Origin of the sequence: Micromonospora globbae, assembly GCF_036184225.1 — a bacterium.
Lineage (GTDB): Bacteria > Actinomycetota > Actinomycetes > Mycobacteriales > Micromonosporaceae > Micromonospora > Micromonospora globbae.
The window spans coordinates 5,333,483-5,350,885 of record NZ_CP108084.1; the positions used below are offsets into that span (position 1 = coordinate 5,333,483).

Sequence of the window (17,403 nt, forward strand, 5' to 3'; positions counted from 1 at the left end):
CGAGAAGACCGACCGGCACGGCGGCCGACATGTGATGGAGGAGGCGCACCGATGACGTCCGAGGGCCCGCACCACCCCGGCCAGGAGCCGGACGAGGTGTCGCCGGGCGCCGGCGGACCGGCGCCGTACGGCGACCGCCCGGCGCAACCGGGAAACGGCTACGGCGCCGCCGGGCCGGACCTGGGCTGGGCGCCCCCGCCCCCGGCAGCACCCAATTCGCCCGCCCCCGCCTGGGCGGCACAGCAGGACCAGCCTCCCGCCGCGTGGGGCGCCGCACCGACGTCGCCCGCGGCCCAGCCGGGGCAGCCCGCGCCGTGGGCCGCCACCGGCGCACCCCAGCCCGGTTGGGGCGGACAGCCCGAGCAGTCCGGGCAGGGCTGGGCGGGTGAGCAGCCCGGCTGGACGAACACCCAGCCCTCCGCCCGCGGCGCGGCCCAGGTGCCGCCGCCCGCCACGCCGCCGCAGACCTGGCCGCAGGAGGACCCGGCCCGTTCGGGCGGGTGGACCCCGCAGCAGGCCGGCGGGCCGTCGCCGCAGAACGGCCAGCCCGGCGCTGGCTGGGGTGGCCAGCAGCCGGGGCCCGCGAACGGCGGGTGGGCCGACGGCACCACACAGGACGACCCCGCCACCTCCGGCGGCTGGAACGGCGCCGCCCAGGCGACTCCGGCCTGGGCGCAGGCGGAGCAGGGCTCCCCGGCGTGGGCGGGCGCGCCCGCTGCGCGCGGTGCCGCGCAGGTGCCCACGGCGGACGCCGGCGCCGAGGGATGGGCGCCACAGCAGGACCCGGGCTCCAACGGTGGTTGGGCGGAGGACGCCCAGCGGGACCAGCAGTCGGAGACCTCCGGCGGCTGGGGCGCGGGCACCGCGACCCCGCAGGACCCCGGGCAGCCCTGGGGCGCCGCTCCGGAGGACCGGCCACGGCAGCCGGACTGGGTGCTCGCGCAGGACCAGGACCGGCCGCAGGACGACCCCGGTCCGGCCCAGTCCGACCCGGCCCGCTCCGGCGGCTGGGCCGCCGAGCCCAACGCCGGGGCGCCGGCGCGTGCCAGCGCCTCCGTGCCCGGCACGGGCAACCCTCCGCAGTGGACGCCGAGTGAGCGCCCGGCCGTGCCCGACGTGGAGCCGTGGGCGCCCGGCGAGGCGTGGGGCCGCACCGACGCCGACTCCGCGAACCGACCCGCCGAGCGTGCCGAGGACGGCCCGATCTACCAGCCCGCCCCCGCGCCGGGCATCTCGCCGGCGAACGTGGTGCCGCTCCCGCCGCAGGAGCAGCGGGTGCCCGGTGCGAGCCTCGCCGCCGAACCGCCCGCCGACTACGCGCCCCCCGCCGACTTCGCGCCGCCCGCCCCGTACGGTGCGGCCGACGGGCAGCCCGGTGAGCGGAACGACTGGCCGCCCGCCGGCCCGGCCGGGCACTCGCACGAGCCGGAGCAGGCCGGTTGGGGGCAGGCCGACGCCCGCAACGACGCACCCTCCGCGCCCGTGGTGCCCGCGCCGCGTACGTCGCCCGAGGCGGGAGCGGCCCGCGCCACGGCGAGCGCCGCCGTGCCGCTGGCCAGCCGGGTGATGCCGCCGCCGGACCAGCCCGTGCTGCCGACGGGTGCGCCCGCTCCGCAGCCCCGGGTGTACGGCCGGCCGACCCGCCCGGAGGCGGCGGACGAGCCGGAGCAGGCCGCCGGGCAGGCGTACGGCGCGGAGCAGCCGGCCTACGGCGCGGAGCCGCAGGCGTACGGCGCGGAGCCGCAGGCGTACGGGGCCGAGCAGCAGGCGTACGGTGCCGACGCGCGGCCCGAGACCGGCCCGGACTCCTTCGACGACCGCGACCGGATCGCACCGGCGTCGAACGGCTACCTGGAGGCCCCGCCGAGTTCGGGTCCGCCGGCCCCGCCACCGTTCCCGCCGGGCATGCCGACCTTCACCGACGCGCCCAGCAGCAACCGTCCGGTCAACGGGGTGCGCCCGCACCCCGGCGGCGAGCGTCCGGCCGACCCGTTCGGGCCGCCGGCGCCCGCGTCCCCCGATCACGGGATGCCGGGCGTCGCGGGCTACGGGCCGCCCCCGATGCCCGAGCAGCAGCCGGCGCACACGACCGCCTTCCCGCCGGCCTTCCCGCCGCCGCCTCAGCAGCAGCAGTCCACCCCGTCGTGGGCGCAGGGCGCGCCGGACACCGACCAGAGCCGGTTCGACGCGTTCAAGCCGGACGAGGAGCCGAAGACCGAGGCGCCCACGCCGAAGGTCCGCAACGGACGGGTGCTGGCCGCCGTGCTCACCGCGGCGGTGCTCATCCTCGCCGTGCCGCTCGGGCTGCTGTTCCTGCTCGGCAAGATCGGCGGGGACCAGGCGCCGGCGGCGTTCGACCCGGCGGTGGGCTCGTGCGTGAAGCAGTCCGGCCAGAGCGCCGCACCGGCGGACTGCGGTGAGGCGGGCGCGTTCACGGTCGTCTCGAAGGTCGACAACAAGGACAAGTGCGGCGACCCGAGCCTGCCGCACGTCGTCCTGCAGGGCGACGGCCCCAACCGGGTGCTGTGCCTGAAGCCGGCGACCAGCCAGTAGACGCGACACCGGCGGGGCCACGGGCGACCGTGGCCCCGCCGTCGTGTGGACGGCCAGGTGTGATCGAGCCCGCGCGGGGTAGCGCCGGTCGCCGCCCTCCGGGTCCGGCAGACTGGGGCCCATGAGCGCACGAGTACGGGCTCCCGAGCTGCGCGGCCGGGGCTGGTTGAACACCGGCGGCCGCGATCTCACCCTCGCCGACCTCCGCGGCAAGATCGTCATCGCGGACTTCTGGACCTTCTGCTGCATCAACTGCCTCCACGTGCTGGACGAGCTGCGGCCGCTGGAGGAGAAGTACGGCGACGTCCTCGTGGTGATCGGCGTCCACTCCCCGAAGTTCGAGCACGAGAAGGACGCGGACGCGCTCGCGGCGGCCGTCGAGCGGTACGGCGTCCACCACCCGGTGCTCGACGACCCTGAGCTGAACATGTGGCAGCAGTACGCCGCCCGCGCCTGGCCGACCCTGGCGGTGATCGACCCCGAGGGGTACGTGGTGGCCACGATGGCCGGCGAGGGGCACGCCGAGGGGCTGGCCCGGCTGATCGACGAGCTGATCGCCACCCACGAGGCGAAGGGCACCCTGCACCGGGGCGACGGCCCGTACGTGCCGCCCGCCGAACCGGAGACCGTCCTGCGCTTCCCGGGCAAGGCGGTGTTGCTGGAGAACGGCAACCTGCTGGTCTCCGACTCGGCCCGGCATTCGCTGGTCGAGCTGGCGCCGGACGCGGAGACCCTGGTCCGCCGAATCGGGTCGGGTGAGCGGGGCCGCGCCGACGGGCCGGCCGCCGCGGCCACGTTCTCCGAGCCGCAGGGGCTCTGCCTGCTGCCGCCGCAGGTGGCCGAGGTGGCCGGGTACGACCTGGTCGTCGCGGACACGGTCAACCACCTGCTGCGGGGCGTACGGCTGGCGACCGGCGAGGTGGTGACGGTGGCCGGCAGCGGGCGGCCGTGGCGTTCGACGGTCGACGACCACGCCCACGACGCCCTCGCCGTGGACCTGTCGTCCCCCTGGGACCTGGCCTGGTACGACGACAAGGTCGTCATCGCGATGGCGGGCATCCACCAGCTCTGGTGGTTCGATCCGGTGAAGCGGACCGCCGGCATGTACGCGGGCACCACCGTGGAGGCGCTGCGGGACGGCCCGCTGGCCGAGGCGTGGATGGCCCAGCCGTCCGGTCTCTCCGTCTCCGCCGACGGTGCCCGGCTCTGGGTGGCCGACAGCGAGACCAGCGCGATCCGGTACGTCGAGAACGGCGTGATGGGCACGGCGGTCGGGCAGGGTCTCTTCGACTTCGGCCACGTCGACGGGCCGGCGTCCTCGGCGCTGCTCCAGCACCCGCTCGGCGTGTGCGCGCTGCCGGACGGGTCGGTGCTGATCGCCGACACGTACAACGGCGCGGTCCGCCGCTTCGACCCGGCGACGGACCAGGTGTCGACCGTCGCCGACGGCCTCGCGGAGCCGAGCGACGTGGTGCTCACCCCGGCCGGGGAGGTGCTGGTCGTGGAGTCCGCCGCGCACCGGCTCACCCGGCTGGCGCCCGGCGCGCTGGCCGCCGCGGGCGCGAACACGGTGGACGGGCCCCGGCACCGCACCGAGCGGAAGCCGACGGACGTGGCGCCGGGCGAGCTGACGCTGGACGTGATCTTCACCCCGGCGCCGGGGCAGAAGCTGGACGAGACGTACGGGCCCTCCACCCGGCTCGTCGTGTCCGCCTCCCCGCCGGAGCTGCTGCTGGAAGGGACGGGGACGACCACCGAGCTGTCCCGGCGCCTGGTGATCAACAGTGCGGTGGACGGCGGTGTGCTCCAGGTGACCGCCCAGGCGGCGACGTGCGACGCGGACGTCGAGCACGCGGCCTGCCACCTGACGCGGCAGGACTGGGGGGTGCCGGTGCGCGTGGTCGACGACGGCGCGGCACGCCTGCCCCTGGTGCTGCGCGGTCTGGACGCCTGAGGCTCCGTGGCGGAGGGCCCTTCTCGACGCGGTGAGCCGGGAAGGGCCCCTCGCGTCACGCGAACGGGCTGAGCGCGACCCCGGCGTCGATGAGCGCGGCGCGGACCATCTCCGCCGAGGCGACGGCGCCGGGGCTGTCCCCGTGCAGGCAGATCGACTCCACCTGGCAGGGCACCACGCTGCCGTCCACCGCCACCACGGTCCGCTCGGTGGCCATGCGCACGGCCCGCTCGGCGACCTGCTCCGGGTCGGTGACGAGCGCGCCGGGCGCGTTGCGGGGCACGAGTGTCCCGTTGGGCAGGTAGCCCCGGTCGGCGAAGCCCTCGGCGACCACGCGCAGCCCGGCGCCGACGGCCAGTTGGGCGAGCACCGAGCCGGGCGCGCAGAGCAGCGGGAGCTGGTCGTCGTACTCGTTGACGGCTGCCACCAGCGCGGCCGCCTGTGACTCGTCACGGGAGGCGGCGTGGTAGAGCGCGCCGTGCGGTTTCAGGTAGCGCACGCGGGTGCGGAACGCCCGGCAGAACGCGTCCAGGGCGCCGAGCTGGTAGATGACCTCGTCGCGCAGCTCCGCGAAGTCGTACGCGATGTGCCGCCGGCCGAACCCCGCCAGGTCGCGGTAGCCGACCTGGGCGCCCACGGCGACCCCCCGCCGCGCCGCCTCGGCGCAGACCCGCCGCATGGTCGACGGGTCGCCGCCGTGGAACCCGCAGGCGACGTTCGCGGAGGTGATGAGGCCGAGCAGAGCCTCGTCGTCGCCGAGCCGCCAGATGCCGAAGCCCTCGCCGAGGTCAGCGTTGAGGTCCATGGAACCTGACGGTAGTGCCTGGGCGGGCCTGCGCGAGGGGGGTCACGTCGGCCACCACCCCGACGACCGGGTACCCGCCGGTCGTCGGGTGGTCGGCCAGGAAGATCAGCGGTTGGCCGTCGGCGGGCACCTGCACCGCACCGAGCACGACGCCCTCGCTGGGCAGTTCGCCGGTGACCGCGCGGGGCAGCGGCGCGCCGGCGAGTCGCGCGCCGATCCGGTTGCTGAGCGGGCTCACGGTGTACGCCGTGTCGAACAGCCGGTCGAGTGCGGCCGGGGTGAACCAGTCGTCGCGCGGGCCGAGCCGGAGGGTGAGCCGCAGTTCGTCCCGGGGTGGCGGGCCGACGGTCAGGTCGACCGGCGGGGGCGGTTCGGCCGGCGTGCCCAGGGGCAGCCGGTCGCCGTCGCGCAGCGGGGGCGGGCCGAGCCCCGAGAGGGTGTCGGTGGCCCGGCTGCCGAGCACGGGCGGTACGTCGACACCGCCGTCGACGGCCAGCCAGTTGCGGACCCCTCGGCTGGCCGGGCCGATCCGCAGCACCGCCCCGGCCGGTACGGAGAGCGGCCGGCCCACGTCGCCCGGACGCGGGCCGACCCGGATCTCCGCGTCGGCGCCGGTGACGGCCACGGTGGCCGCCCGGGTGAGGCGCAGCGTGCAGCCGGTCGCGGTGATCTCCAGCCCGGCGGCGGCCTCCGGGTTGCCGACGAGGCGGTTGGCCAGCCGCAGCGCGGCCGGGTCGAGGGCACCGGAGCGGGGCACGCCGAGGTGCGCGTAGCCGGGACGGCCGAGGTCCTGCACGGTGGTGAGCGCCCCGGCCCGGAGCACCTCGACCTCGCCCGCCGGCTGGTGTCCGGCGGTCACGTCGCCACCAGGCGGACGCGGGTGCCGGGGGTGAGCCGGGCCGGTGGATCGCCGGCCACGTCGAAGAGCACGATCCCGGTCCGGCCGACCAGCAGCCAGCCGCCCGGGGACGCGCTCGGGTAGATACCGGCGTACGGGCCGGCCAGCGCGACCGAGCCGGCCGGGACGCGGGGCCGGGGTGTCGGCAGCCGGGGCAGCGCGAGGTCTGCCGGGAGCCCGGTGAGGTACGGGAAGCCGGGGGCGAAACCGCAGAAGGCCACCCGGAACTCGGTGCGGGCCAGCCGGTCGACCACCGCCGGCACGGTGGTGCCCCAGCGCTGCGCGACGACCGGCAGGTCCGCTCCGTCGTACGTCACGGGGACCTCGACGAGCCCCGCCGCACCGCCGGCGCTGGCCGCCCGCGGTGTCCAGGTGGCGATGAGCCGGGCGGCCGCCGCGGGATCGGGTACGCCGTCGAGCAGGACGGTGGCGGCCGCCGGGACGATCTCCGTGGCGGTCAGCTCACCCCGCTCGCGGCGGGCGGTGAGCTCGGCCCGCCACGCCTCGACGCGGCCGGCCACGTCGGCGGACGGGTCGCCCGGGTCGGCGCAGTCGAGCAGCAGGGCGTGCATCCCGACGGGTCGGATCCGCATGCCGCCATCTTGGCGGACCGGCGCCGGGCGCCGCCGTACCGTCGCGGGTGGACGGGCGTGACGAGTCGCACTACCTACAGGTAACCTACGGTGCCGTAACCTATGGACGTGACGACCTCCGCACCGTTCCGGCTCAAGCCGGCCGACATTGGCAAGCCCCGGATGCGCGGCTGGCTGCACACGTACGCCTTCTTCGTGGCCGTGGTGTGCGGGATCGTGCTCTGCGCGGTCGCCGCCACCAGACCGGGCTGGGCGCCGCTCGTCAGCTGCGTCATCTACAGCCTGACCGTCTGCGGCCTCTTCGGCACCAGCGCGCTCTACCACCGTCGCGTGTGGTCGGAGCGCGGCTACCAGATCATGCGCCGCATGGACCACTCGATGATCTTCGTGTTCATCGCGGGCACGTACACGCCGTTCAGCGCCCTACTGTTGGAGCAGCGCCCGGCCACCGTGATGCTCTCGGTGGTGTGGGGCGGGGCGCTCGCGGGCGTGGCGCTGAAGGTGGTCTGGCCGCACGCCCCACGCTGGGTGTCCGCCCCGCTCTACCTGGCGCTCGGGTGGGTCGCGGTGGCGATGCTGCCGCAGATCCTCGACGGCGGCGGCGTGACCGCCCTGGTCCTGCTGCTCGCCGGCGGCGCCGTCTACAGCGTGGGCGCCGTCTTCTACGCGCTCCGCCGGCCGAACCCGTGGCCCACGGTCTTCGGCCACCACGAGTTCTTCCACGCCTGCACCCTGGTGGCCGCCATCTGCCACCACATCGCCATCTACTTCGCGCTCTTCGCCTGACCACGACGAGGGCCCGTCCCCACGCGCACGATGGGACGGGCCCCCGCCGGGGTGGGGGTCAGACGGTGCGGCCCGGCCGGCGCACCTCGCGGTACTCCTCCACCACCCGGTCGTCCTGCACCGGCACCACCCGGTCGGTCACCACGCGGTCGGTCCGGGCCGGGGCCGTGGTCACCACCGTGCGCCGGCGGCTGTTCCAGAAGTAGAGGGTGACGAGCAGCGCCGCGACGCCGGCGAGCATCAGCACCCAGCCGACGACGGAGAGGTCGAGCCAGCCCAGGTCGGCCTCCACGGCGAACGCGAAGATCGCGCCCAGTGCGATCAGGAAGATGCTGCCACCAATGCCCATGGTCGCCTCCTCGGCTCTCAGCTGGCGTTACGTCCCGCCGCGGCCATCGGTGAGGTTGCGGCATCCATCGACTTACCCCGGCACGGTGATCGCCAATCGGGCAAGCTGGGGGCATGACGGACGCGTACGCCGACGGACGGACACTGGTGCTGCTGCGCCACTCGAAGGCCGAGCAGTCCGAGCAGGGGCCGGACGCGGACCGGCCGTTGACCGACCGCGGGCGGGCGGACGCGGAGAGCGCCGGCGCGTGGCTCGCCAAGCACGGCCTGCTGCCGGACGTGGTGCTCTGCTCGACCGCCCGGCGGACCCGGGAGACCTGGCACGGGGTGGCGATGGGCATGACGGGTTCACCGCCGGAGGGCGGCCCCGCCGGTCCGGGCCCGGACGTCCGGTACGAGCCCGACGCGTACGAGGCGCATCCGGAGGACCTGCTGACGCTCGTCCGGCGGGTGGATCCGGCCGCCCGCAGGGTGTTGCTGATCGCGCACAATCCGGCGATCTCGCTGTTGTCGGCGGTGCTGGACCCGGGCCGGGCGAATCCCGAGGGGCTGCGGACGACCGGCATCGCGGTGCACCGGAGCCCCCGTCCGTGGGCGGAGCTGGACCGGGGCGGCGCACCGCTCAGCGCGGCGTACACCGCACGTAGCTGAGCCACCCGCCCGGTCTCGGGCGGGTGGCTCGGCGTACGCGTCTCAGGAGGGTGGTGCCGTCGGCGGCGGCGGGTCGGGTGGCGGCGGCATCATCGCGGTGGGATGGGACAGCCGGTTCTCCTCCACGATGAGGGTCCGCGCCCGCTTGCGCCGGTCCTGCCAGTACCAGAGCGTGGTGAGCAGGACGGCGAGCCCGGCCAGGATGAACACCCAGCCGACCGCGCGCAGGTCGACCCACCAGACGTTGGCCCTGATGGCGAAGGTGAGGATCGCGCCGACCGCGATCAGGAAGATTCCACTACCAATGCCCATGTCCGCTGCACTCCCCCGTGCGATGGGTCCGGGCGTGTTCCGACGTGGTCCCGCGGGGGTTACCCGCCCCGACGGCGGCCTACCCGACGCCCCGCATCGAATGCGGTCCCGCCGGGCGGCGATCCCGCGCCGGTCGGCCCCGCCTTCGCGGCGTGCCTCCCGAGCGACCGGGATCGGGGGAAAGGGGACGGCCGGCGGGGTCGTCGCCCGCCGGCCGTCGTGCCGGTCATCGCCGGAGAAGCTCCGGTCGTCCCGTCCGCGAGGGAACGGTGGAAATCAGAAGGCCTCTTCCGGGAGGTCCATGACGTCCAGGTCGGTGCCCTCGATGATCCGCCGGTCGGCGCCGATGCGGGGCAGCACCTCGCGGGCGAAGAAGCGAGCGGCGGCCACCTTGCCGGTGTAGAACGCCTTGTCGGCCGCCGAGACCTCGCCGCCCAGCGCCCGCAGCGCCACGTCGGCCTGCTTCTGGAGCAGCCAGCCCACCACCAGGTCGCCGACCGCCAGCAGGAACCGCCGGCTGCTCAGCCCGACCTTGTAGAGGGCCCGGGTGTCACCGCCCTGCGCCGCACCCAGCCAGCCGGTCATCACGCCGACGATCGTCTGGATCTCGGCGAGCGCCTTGCCGAGCGCCTGCCGCTCCTCCTTGAGCTGGCCGTTGCCGGCCTCGGAGGTGATGAACTCCTGGATCTCGCCGGCGACCGCCATGAGCGCCTTGCCGTTGTCCCGGACGATCTTCCGGAAGATCAGGTCGAGGCTCTGGATGGCGGTGGTGCCCTCGTACAGGGTGTCGATCTTCGCGTCCCGCACGTACTGCTCGAGCGGGTAGTCCTGGAGGAAGCCGGAGCCGCCGAACGTCTGCAGCGACTCGTGGCCGAGCAGCTCGTACGCCCGCTCCGAGCCGACACCCTTCACCAGCGGCAGGAGCAGGTCGTTGACCCGCTTCGCGAGCTTGGTGGCCTTCTCGTCGCCGGCCGCCTCGGCCATGGCGACCTTGTCCTGCCAGGACGCGGTGTAGCAGACGAGCGCGCGCAGGCCCTCGGCGTACGACTTCTGGAGCAGCAGCGAACGGCGCACGTCCGGGTGGTGGGTGATGGTCACCCGCGGCGCGGTCTTGTCGGCCTGCTGGACGAGGTCGGCGCCCTGGACCCGGTTCTTGGCGTACTCGAGCGCGTTCAGGTAGCCGCTGGAGAGGGTGGCGATGGCCTTCGTGCCGACCATCATCCGGGCGTACTCGATGATCATGAACATCTGCCGGATGCCGTCGTGCTTGTCGCCCAGCAGCCAACCCTTGGCCGGCACGCCGTGCTCGCCGAAGGTCATCTCGCAGGTGTTGGAGACCTTGAGGCCCATCTTGTGCTCGACGTTCGTGGCGAAGACGCCGTTGCGCTCGCCCAGCTCGCCGGTCTCCTCGTCGAAGTGGTACTTCGGCACGATGAAGAGGGAGAGGCCCTTGGTGCCCGGGCCGCCCACGCCCTCGACGCCGACCGGACGAGCCAGCACGTAGTGGACGATGTTGTCGGTCAGGTCGTGCTCACCGGACGTGATGAAGCGCTTCACGCCCTCGATGTGCCAGGACCCGTCGGGCTGCGGGATGGCCCGGGTGCGGCCGGCGCCGACGTCCGAGCCGGCGTCCGGCTCGGTGAGGACCATCGTGGAGCCCCACTGCTTCTCGATGAAGAGCTTGGCCCACTTCTTCTGCCGCTCGGTGCCCTCGACGTGCAGGACGTGGGCGAAGGACGGGCCGGAGGCGTACATCCAGACCGGGGCGTTCGCGCCGAGCACCAGCTCGGCGAGGGCCCACCAGAGAGCCCGGGGCGCGTTGGTGCCGTCCAGCTCCGACGGGAGGTCCAGCCGCCAGAACTCCGACTCCATGAAGGCCCGGTACGACTTCTTGAACGACTCCGGAAGCGGAGCGGTGTGGGTGGCCGGGTCGAAGACCGGCGGGTTGCGGTCGCTGTCCGTGTAGCTGGCGGCCAGATCCTCGCGGGCGAGACGGTCGACCTCGGCGAGGATGCTGCGCGCGGTGTCGACGTCGAGGTCGGAGTACGGCTCCTGGCCGAACGCCCGGTCCGCCCCGAAGACCTCGAAGAGGTTGAACTCGAGGTCCCGCAGGTTGCTCTTGTAGTGGGTCATGCTCACTGGCCCCGCTTCCGGACAGGTGTTACCGATCAGTAACTCCAGACTCTATTACCGACGGGTAGCCAGCGACAAGCCGATCACCGAAGTGACGGCGATTACACACCTGCGGTTCACCTGCCGAGACGGCGCCTTCCATCAGCTCTCGGCGGCACCGACCTCCCAGCTCGGGACGGCCGCGGTGTCCGCGGTACGCGGACCGGGGTACTCCATCAGCACCAGGGCGATGTCGTCGTCGAGCCGGCCGTGCACCCACTCGACCAGCGCGGTCTCCAGCGAGGCCAGCCCGTCGGCGACGGTGCCGTGGCCGAGCAGCCGCCACGCCCGGTCGGCGGTCGGGAAGAACTCCCCGTCGCGCCGCGCCTCGCCGAGCCCGTCGGTGAACAGCAGCAGCCGGTCGCCGGGCTCCAGCCGCTCGACCCGCGGCCGTACGACCGGCATGAACCCGAGCGGGGGCGCGGGCGCGGGCGGCTCCAACGGGATCACCGCGCCCCGCCGCAGCAGCAGGGGCGGCGGGTGTCCACAGTTGACGATGGTGAGCGTCCCGCCCCGCTCCTCGACCAGTGCGGCGGTCACGAAGTCCTCGTCACCGACGCTGCGGGCCACGGCCCGGTCCAGGTCGGTCACGATGGCGCGCAGGTCGGCCCGCTCGTACGCCACGTGCCGGTACGACCCCAGCACGATGCTCGCCAGGCGGACCGCCTCCAGGCCCTTCCCCCGCACGTCGCCGATGATCATGCGGACGCCGTACGGGGTGTCGATCGCCTCGTACAGGTCGCCGCCGATCTCCGCGGTCGCCGTGGAGGAGATGTAGCGGCCGGCGACCGACAGGCTGCCCACCTGCGGGCCGAGTTGCCGCAGCACCGCCTGCTGGGCCACGGCTGCCAGCTTGGACAGCTCGGCGATCTCCTCGGCCTGGCGCTGCCGTACCGAGGCCACGACGGCCGCGATGCCGGTCGCCAGCGCGATCCCGGCCACGTTCACACCGTTGACCAGCGAGATCGACCAGTCGCAGATGGCGAAGGTGGCACCGATGGCGGTGGCCGCGACGCCCACGCCGAGCACCATCCGCCAGGACGCCAGCGCGGCGGCCAGGAACGGCGCGGCCACCATCAACGCGATGTAGTGCGCGCCGCGGCCGTCCGCCAGCTCGACCGCCGAGACGATCGCGAGCAGGACGACGGCCGCGCCGAGGCCGGCGCGGGATCCGGGGCTCAGCGGGCTTCGGCCCGACTGGAAGGGATGCGTGCGTACGAAGGACAGCATGCCTGATGGACGTGAACGGGTGAATGAACCTGGCCCGTCGTCCGAGGAGGTTCTGTCCGGCTGGGTCGCGCTGTCGGCCGTATCGCCGTGGAGCATCCGCTCAGCCGAGCACCTCGTAGCGCACGGTCATGGCGCCCACGTCGAGGGACGCGATGCTCGCGAAGGCGGCCCGGGACAGGTCGAGGCAGCGCCCGTCGATGAACGGGCCGCGGTCGTTGATCCGTACGGTGACCGACTTGCCGTTCGCGGGGTTGGTGACCCGGACCTTCGTGTCGAACGGCAGGGTCTTGTGCGCCGCGGTCAGCGCGTCGGGGTTGAAGTTCTCCCCGTTGGCGGTCATCTGCCCCTCGGAGTAGAAGGAGGCACCGCACGAACCGCTGTCCACGACGCTGGGGGCCTTCGTGGTCTTCTTCGGCGACGGCTTCGGGCTGGCCGTACGCGCCTTCGCCCGCGAGGCCGCCTGCGGGGAGCGGCTGGGCGTGGGGCTGGCGGTCGCGCTCGGCGTGGGGCTGGCGCTGGCGCTCGGGGACAGGGTGGGCGACGCGGGCGGGGTGCTGCTGGCCACCGTCGTCGGCGAGATCTCGATGGCGACGGGCCGGGAGTCGTCCGTGCCCGAGGTCAGGCGCACGGCGCCGACGGTGCCACCGACGGCGACGGCCACGCCGACCGCCGCGGTGGCCGCGATGGCGGCCGGCGAGGAGATCCTGCGGGTACGGGAGTGCCTACCAACCACCAGCCCGGTCCTTTCCTGTGCCGAATCAAGCCGGGTCGGACCGTAACGAGAGAGGTACTTCCGAAGTCAACGTGATCACGGTGGTATGCCCGCATTTGCAGTGATACGTGTAGCCGATCATCCGACCCATGATCGGCCGGGCGGCCCGGCCCGCGGCGTACCGCGCCACCCGCCGGGCAGGCTCGCCGCCCGCCGCGTACGCCCGCCGCCCGCCGGCCGCCGGCCTGCCCGCCGCTCACCGGCGCGCCTGCCGCAGGATGGGTGGATGCCCGCTGAGCTGAGGGACCGTCTCGTCGCGCTGTTCCGGTGGATCGATCCCGGCCCCGGTTCCACCCACCTCGTGAGCGACGTGTCCGGCTGGTGGCGGGACCCGGGCGTGCTGGCGGCCCTCGGTCCGGCCCTCGTGGGCCCGTACCGCGCCGCCCGGCCCACCGTGGTGCTCGCCCCCGCGGTCACCGGTCTGCTGGTCGGCCCGCTCGCCGCGACCGCGCTCGGGGTCGGCTTCGTACCGGCGCACAAGCCGGGCGACGGGCGGCTGCCGGCGGGCCCGCTGACCTGGGCGCAGAGCCCGCCGGACTTCCGCGGTCGCCGGGTCGACCTGGCCGTGCGGGAACGGCACCTCGGCCCCGGCGACCGGGTGCTCGTGGTAGACGACTGGGTGGCGACCGGCGCCCAGGTCCGCGCGCTCTACGACATCTGCGCCGCCCGCGGCGCCGAACCGGTCGGCACCGCTGCCGTCGCCGTGGACTGCTCGCCCGAGACCGCCGCCGAACTGCGGATCCGCGGGCTCGTGTCGGGAACCGACCTGCACGGTTGACTTCAACCATGCTTCAGATTCGAGGATCGACGCATGAGTGACGGGATCCTCGACGAGGCGTACGAGCGACTGCACCGCACCGGCCCGGAGTACCGGGGCTGGCTGTCCAACCACGGCCCGATGGCGGCGGAGGCGCTCGCCCGGCGCGGCCACGACCAGGGGCTCCACCGGTGGCTGGACGCGTACGTCACCCGGCTCGACGAGCTGCCGCGCGGCCTGCGCCCGATCGACGACTGGCGCGGCGCGCTCGGCGACCCGAAGCGGGCCGGTGACTGGCTCGCGTACTTCGACCGGGAACTGCGCGAGCGGCCCTGGCGGGAGGTGCTCGGCACCTGGTGGCCGCGGCTGCTGCCGGGCATCGCCGCCGGGGCCACCCACGGCGTCATCCGCGTCGGCCACGCCGTCCGGGCGCTGCTGGAGAACGACCGGAGCGTCCCCCGGCGCGTCGAACTCGGCCAGGCCCTCGGCTACTGGGCGGCCCGCTGGCAGCCGGTGCCGGGCGCCGACCGAGTCCTCCCCACCGGCGGTGCGGTGACCGTCGCCGGGAACCCGACCGACCCCGAGGCGGACGATGGACCCGACGTCGAGGCAGCGCTGGCCGGGCTGCCCCGGATCCCGGACCGCGAGGGCGGCATCCGGGAACGGCTGGGCCGCCTGCCCGCCCTCGACGGGTGGCCGGAGGCGCTCGCGGCGCTGCGCCCGGCACGTACGCCCGCCCAGGCGGAGGCGGGACTCACCGCGCTCGCGCACCAGGCAGCGCTGGGCTACCTGCGGTTCGGGCACGCCGAGCCGGTCATGCTGGTGCACGCCGTCACCGCCCCGACCGCGGTCCTGCGTACGCTCCCGGTGCTCGACCCGGCGCTGTGGGCGCCGAGCCTCGCGGCGGCCTGGTCCGCGACGGCCGCCGTGACCTCGGTGTACGCCCCGCCGAGGCCCGCCGCCGCGCCGGCCGTCGCGGCCATGACTCCGGCGGAGGTCTTCGCCCGGGCGGCGCGGCACGGCGACGCGCACGTGGTGAAGCTGGCCGACGCCGTCCTGGACGCCCACGACGCCACCGGTGACCGGAGGGTGCTCGACGCCGCCGGCTACGCCGCTCAGATGATCTGAACGAACTCCTCGACGGCGGTGGAGACGCGGCCCAGGGCCTCGGCCGAGCGGACCAGCGGCCCCGGCAGCATGAGGGAGTGGTCGGCCTCCGGGATCTCCACGACGTGCGGGGTGAGCCGGCGGGCCACCCCGCTGTCCCAGGAGGGGTCGGCGGTGCCGCCCACCAGCAGGCACGGCGCGGTGGCCCGTTCCAGCGCGGTCACCACCTCGGGCAGGTGCAGCAACGGCGTGAGCCAGATCGCCGGCAGCCGCCGGTCGGCGGCGAGCGGTGCCGCGAAGCTGCCCAGCGACTTGCCGACCAGCAGGTCGGTCGGCGCGGCCAGGGCGGGGAGCACCTGCTCGACCACCCACGCGCCGCTCCGGTCGTGGCCGAGCCCGGCCGGCACCTGCCAGACGATCTCGTGCAGCTCGAAACCCGCCCGGGTCAGCGACTCGCCGGCGTACGCGAAGAGCGGCGCCCGGGTGTCGTACCCCCGACCAGGAATGAGCACCGCACGCCGGTCCGCCATGGTCGCCTCCCGAGGTCCCGTCCGACTACCGCTGCGGCCACCGTAACGCCGGCGGGCGCAACCGTGGGGGCGGACGAAAAGCGGCGGCGGGGTTCCGGGCTCTCGCCTAGCCTCGGCAGGATGTGGCCACGGATCGGCGGACTGCGCACCCTCGCCCTCGGCACCCCCGGTGAGCTGCGGCGCACCCTCAACGGCCTGGTGCTCGCCGGGGCGAAGACGGCGACCGCCGGCCTGCTCAGCGAGTACGCCGAGGAGGGCGAGGATCTGGAGCGGGTCGGCGAGCGGCTGGTCCTCGTGGACGACGACGACCACCTGATCGGCCTCGTCGAGGTCACCGGCGTGGAGGTGGTCCGGTTCGCCGAGGTGAGCTGGGACTTCGCCCGCTCCGAGGGGGAGGGGGACCGGTCGATCGAGGACTGGCGCTCCGGCCACGCGGCCTACTGGGCGCGGCTGGGCACCACCGTCACCGACGACACCGACGTGGTCTGCCTGCGCTTCCGGCTCGTCGCCACCGACGACGGCATCATCGGCACGTGAGCACGACCGGGCCGTGAGCAGGGTCGCGCCGTGACCGGCGGCCCAGCCGTGACCGGCGGCCTAGCCGTGACCGGCGGCCCAGCCTTGACCGGCGGCCCAGCCCTGAGCGGCGGCTCAGCCGCGCAGCTCGGGCAGGAGCCGGGTGGCCACGTCCGCCAGGACCTCCTCGTCACCGGCGTACCAACTGCTGGCCCGCGGCCAGTGCGTGACCACGTCGGTGAACCCGAGGTCGGCCGCGCGCCCCACCTGGTCGGCGAAGAACTGGGCGCTGGTCAGCGAGAAGACCGGAGCCGCGTCCAGCGAGAGGTAGCGGTCCAGGGTGGCCGGATCCCGGCCGGCCTCGGCGAGCGTCCGGTCTAGCCGGGCCGCGACCTCGGCGACCCCGGACCACCAGCTCTCCAGGTCGTCGCCGCCGGTGCCGGTGGTGACCCAGCCCTGCCCGAACCGGGCCACGAGCCGCAACGAGCGGGGCCCGTTCGCGGCCACCACGAACGGCACGCGGGGCGTCTGGACGCAACCCGGGTTGTTGCGGGCGTCGACGGCGCTGAACCACTCGCCGCGCCAGGTCGTGCCGTCCTCCCGCAGCACCAGGTCGAGCAGCTCGACGAACTCCGCGAACCGGTCCACCCGCTGCCGCGGGGGCAGCGTCTCCCCGCCGAGCACCGCGGCGTCGAAGCCGATCCCGCCGGCACCGACCCCGAGCAGCGTACGGCCGCCGGAGACGTCGTCGAGCGCGGTGATCTGCCGCGCGAAGGCGGCCGGGTGCCGGAAGTTGGGTGAGGCGACGAGCGTGCCGAGCCGGATCCGCGAGGTCACCGTCGCGGCGGCGGTGAGCGTGGTCATCGAGTCGAACCAGGGACCGTCGACCAGGTCACGCCAGCCCAGGTGGTCGTACGTCCACGCGTGGTCGAAGCCCCACTCCTCCGCCTGCCGCCACCGTCGCTGCGACTGCGCCCAGCGCTGGTCGGGGAGGATCACGATGCCGATACGCATGATCGCAGCCTAGCCGCGCGGTCCGACACGCCTTGCCATATATCGATCATCAATATATGGTCCGGCCGTGGCATCGATGCGCGAGCCGACGTTCCTCATCCTCACCGCGCTCGCCGGTGGGCCGCGGCACGGCTACGGCATCATCGGAGAGGTCAACGCGCTCTCCGCGGGCCGCGTCACCCTGCTGCCCGGCACCCTCTACACCGCGCTGGACCGCCTGGTCGCACAGGGCCACGTCGCCCACGACCGGGACGAGCACGTCGACGGGCGGCTCCGCCGCTACTACCGGCTCACCCCGCGCGGTCAGCAGGCGCTCGAGACGGAGACCGCCCGGCTGCGCCAGCTCGCCACCGCCGCCGAGACGCGGCTGCGTGCCCTCCGCCCGCGTACCGCCTGACCCGAAGG

Annotated in this window: 18 protein-coding genes; 8 read left to right on the top strand and 10 right to left on the bottom strand. The window is 74.7% G+C overall.

Annotation, left to right across the window (positions count from 1 at the left end):
• Positions 1-51 precede the first annotated feature (51 nt).
• Together OG994_RS24120 and OG994_RS24125 are read left to right on the top strand one after the other, a co-directional pair.
• Positions 52-2,553 (top strand): LppU/SCO3897 family protein, encoded by a 2,502-nt coding sequence (locus tag OG994_RS24120; RefSeq protein ID WP_328851065.1) that lies wholly within the window; start codon positions 52-54, stop codon positions 2,551-2,553.
• 121 nt (positions 2,554-2,674) lie between these two features.
• On the top strand, positions 2,675-4,507 hold the full coding sequence (locus tag OG994_RS24125; RefSeq protein WP_328851066.1) for an NHL domain-containing thioredoxin family protein: 1,833 nt from the start codon (positions 2,675-2,677) through the stop codon (positions 4,505-4,507).
• Positions 4,508-4,562: 55 nt separating this feature from the next.
• Here OG994_RS24125 and OG994_RS24130 read toward each other — a convergent pair whose 3' ends face one another.
• The 3 genes from OG994_RS24130 to OG994_RS24140 are packed head-to-tail and all read right to left on the bottom strand — an operon-like array spanning position 4,563 to position 6,803.
• Complete coding sequence (locus OG994_RS24130; RefSeq protein WP_120328211.1) at positions 4,563-5,312, bottom strand: LamB/YcsF family protein; 750 nt, start codon at positions 5,310-5,312, stop codon at positions 4,563-4,565.
• Positions 5,296-6,171 (bottom strand): 5-oxoprolinase subunit C family protein, encoded by an 876-nt coding sequence (locus OG994_RS24135; protein ID WP_328851067.1) that lies wholly within the window; start codon positions 6,169-6,171, stop codon positions 5,296-5,298. The genes OG994_RS24130 and OG994_RS24135 overlap by 17 nt, the downstream gene beginning before the upstream one ends.
• Positions 6,168-6,803: a 5-oxoprolinase subunit B family protein gene (locus OG994_RS24140; RefSeq protein ID WP_328851068.1), complete on the bottom strand. Its 636-nt coding sequence runs from the start codon at positions 6,801-6,803 to the stop codon at positions 6,168-6,170. The genes OG994_RS24135 and OG994_RS24140 overlap by 4 nt, the downstream gene beginning before the upstream one ends.
• Positions 6,804-6,911: 108 nt before the next feature.
• On the opposite strand from OG994_RS24140, the gene trhA reads away from it, so the two are divergent.
• Positions 6,912-7,589, top strand: coding sequence for a PAQR family membrane homeostasis protein TrhA (gene trhA, locus OG994_RS24145; RefSeq protein WP_120328378.1), 678 nt, complete (start codon positions 6,912-6,914; stop codon positions 7,587-7,589).
• A gap of 58 nt (positions 7,590-7,647) precedes the next feature.
• Here trhA and OG994_RS24150 read toward each other — a convergent pair whose 3' ends face one another.
• Complete coding sequence (locus tag OG994_RS24150) at positions 7,648-7,938, bottom strand: DUF6458 family protein (RefSeq protein ID WP_120328214.1); 291 nt, start codon at positions 7,936-7,938, stop codon at positions 7,648-7,650.
• 113 nt (positions 7,939-8,051) lie between these two features.
• Between OG994_RS24150 and OG994_RS24155 the strand changes: the two genes are divergently transcribed.
• Positions 8,052-8,588, top strand: coding sequence for a SixA phosphatase family protein (locus OG994_RS24155; protein WP_328851069.1), 537 nt, complete (start codon positions 8,052-8,054; stop codon positions 8,586-8,588).
• 42 nt (positions 8,589-8,630) lie between these two features.
• Here OG994_RS24155 and OG994_RS24160 read toward each other — a convergent pair whose 3' ends face one another.
• The 4 genes from OG994_RS24160 to OG994_RS24175 all read right to left on the bottom strand — a co-directional run bounded on the left by OG994_RS24160 (position 8,631) and on the right by OG994_RS24175 (position 13,035).
• Positions 8,631-8,900: a DUF6458 family protein gene (locus OG994_RS24160; RefSeq protein ID WP_076468661.1), complete on the bottom strand. Its 270-nt coding sequence runs from the start codon at positions 8,898-8,900 to the stop codon at positions 8,631-8,633.
• A 276-nt stretch (positions 8,901-9,176) separates the two neighbouring features.
• Positions 9,177-11,033 (bottom strand): acyl-CoA dehydrogenase, encoded by a 1,857-nt coding sequence (locus OG994_RS24165; RefSeq protein ID WP_120328216.1) that lies wholly within the window; start codon positions 11,031-11,033, stop codon positions 9,177-9,179.
• A gap of 141 nt (positions 11,034-11,174) precedes the next feature.
• A complete protein-coding gene (locus OG994_RS24170; protein ID WP_120328217.1) occupies positions 11,175-12,302 on the bottom strand; it encodes a PP2C family protein-serine/threonine phosphatase in 1,128 nt (375 codons plus the stop codon).
• A gap of 100 nt (positions 12,303-12,402) precedes the next feature.
• Positions 12,403-13,035 (bottom strand): septal ring lytic transglycosylase RlpA family protein, encoded by a 633-nt coding sequence (locus OG994_RS24175; RefSeq protein WP_120328218.1) that lies wholly within the window; start codon positions 13,033-13,035, stop codon positions 12,403-12,405.
• Positions 13,036-13,300: 265 nt separating this feature from the next.
• On the opposite strand from OG994_RS24175, the gene OG994_RS24180 reads away from it, so the two are divergent.
• Both OG994_RS24180 and OG994_RS24185 read left to right on the top strand, forming a co-directional pair.
• Complete coding sequence (locus tag OG994_RS24180) at positions 13,301-13,852, top strand: phosphoribosyltransferase family protein (protein WP_120328219.1); 552 nt, start codon at positions 13,301-13,303, stop codon at positions 13,850-13,852.
• Between the two features lie 33 nt (positions 13,853-13,885).
• Positions 13,886-14,959, top strand: a complete 1,074-nt coding sequence (locus tag OG994_RS24185) for a questin oxidase family protein (RefSeq protein ID WP_120328220.1) — start codon at positions 13,886-13,888, stop codon at positions 14,957-14,959.
• Here the strand turns inward: OG994_RS24185 and OG994_RS24190 are convergent.
• Positions 14,947-15,468 carry an alpha/beta fold hydrolase gene (locus OG994_RS24190; RefSeq protein ID WP_328851070.1) on the bottom strand — a complete coding sequence of 174 codons (522 nt, stop codon included), beginning with the start codon at positions 15,466-15,468 and terminating at the stop codon, positions 14,947-14,949. The two genes, OG994_RS24185 and OG994_RS24190, sit on opposite strands and share 13 nt — an antisense overlap.
• A 120-nt stretch (positions 15,469-15,588) precedes the next feature.
• Here OG994_RS24190 and OG994_RS24195 point away from each other — a divergent pair, with 120 nt between their 5' ends.
• Positions 15,589-16,005 carry an ASCH domain-containing protein gene (locus OG994_RS24195; RefSeq protein ID WP_328851071.1) on the top strand — a complete coding sequence of 139 codons (417 nt, stop codon included), beginning with the start codon at positions 15,589-15,591 and terminating at the stop codon, positions 16,003-16,005.
• Between the two features lie 114 nt (positions 16,006-16,119).
• On the opposite strand, the gene OG994_RS24200 is transcribed toward OG994_RS24195, so the two are convergent.
• Positions 16,120-16,998 (bottom strand): LLM class flavin-dependent oxidoreductase, encoded by an 879-nt coding sequence (locus OG994_RS24200; protein WP_328851072.1) that lies wholly within the window; start codon positions 16,996-16,998, stop codon positions 16,120-16,122.
• A gap of 67 nt (positions 16,999-17,065) precedes the next feature.
• Here OG994_RS24200 and OG994_RS24205 point away from each other — a divergent pair, with 67 nt between their 5' ends.
• Positions 17,066-17,395, top strand: coding sequence for a PadR family transcriptional regulator (locus OG994_RS24205; RefSeq protein WP_396843729.1), 330 nt, complete (start codon positions 17,066-17,068; stop codon positions 17,393-17,395).
• Positions 17,396-17,403: the final 8 nt, after the last annotated feature.

Coding starts and splice junctions, on each gene's coding strand:
- OG994_RS24155 (WP_328851069.1), top strand. CDS start 8,052: ATGACGGACGCGTACGCCGACGGACGGACACTGGTGCTGCTGCGCCAC.
- OG994_RS24165 (WP_120328216.1), bottom strand. CDS start 11,033: ATGACCCACTACAAGAGCAACCTGCGGGACCTCGAGTTCAACCTCTTC.
- OG994_RS24180 (WP_120328219.1), top strand. CDS start 13,301: ATGCCCGCTGAGCTGAGGGACCGTCTCGTCGCGCTGTTCCGGTGGATC.
- OG994_RS24195 (WP_328851071.1), top strand. CDS start 15,589: ATGTGGCCACGGATCGGCGGACTGCGCACCCTCGCCCTCGGCACCCCC.
- OG994_RS24170 (WP_120328217.1), bottom strand. CDS start 12,302: ATGCTGTCCTTCGTACGCACGCATCCCTTCCAGTCGGGCCGAAGCCCG.
- OG994_RS24185 (WP_120328220.1), top strand. CDS start 13,886: ATGAGTGACGGGATCCTCGACGAGGCGTACGAGCGACTGCACCGCACC.
- OG994_RS24140 (WP_328851068.1), bottom strand. CDS start 6,803: ATGCGGATCCGACCCGTCGGGATGCACGCCCTGCTGCTCGACTGCGCC.
- OG994_RS24160 (WP_076468661.1), bottom strand. CDS start 8,900: ATGGGCATTGGTAGTGGAATCTTCCTGATCGCGGTCGGCGCGATCCTC.
- OG994_RS24125 (WP_328851066.1), top strand. CDS start 2,675: ATGAGCGCACGAGTACGGGCTCCCGAGCTGCGCGGCCGGGGCTGGTTG.
- OG994_RS24130 (WP_120328211.1), bottom strand. CDS start 5,312: ATGGACCTCAACGCTGACCTCGGCGAGGGCTTCGGCATCTGGCGGCTC.
- OG994_RS24150 (WP_120328214.1), bottom strand. CDS start 7,938: ATGGGCATTGGTGGCAGCATCTTCCTGATCGCACTGGGCGCGATCTTC.
- OG994_RS24120 (WP_328851065.1), top strand. CDS start 52: ATGACGTCCGAGGGCCCGCACCACCCCGGCCAGGAGCCGGACGAGGTG.
- OG994_RS24190 (WP_328851070.1), bottom strand. CDS start 15,468: ATGGCGGACCGGCGTGCGGTGCTCATTCCTGGTCGGGGGTACGACACC.
- OG994_RS24200 (WP_328851072.1), bottom strand. CDS start 16,998: ATGCGTATCGGCATCGTGATCCTCCCCGACCAGCGCTGGGCGCAGTCG.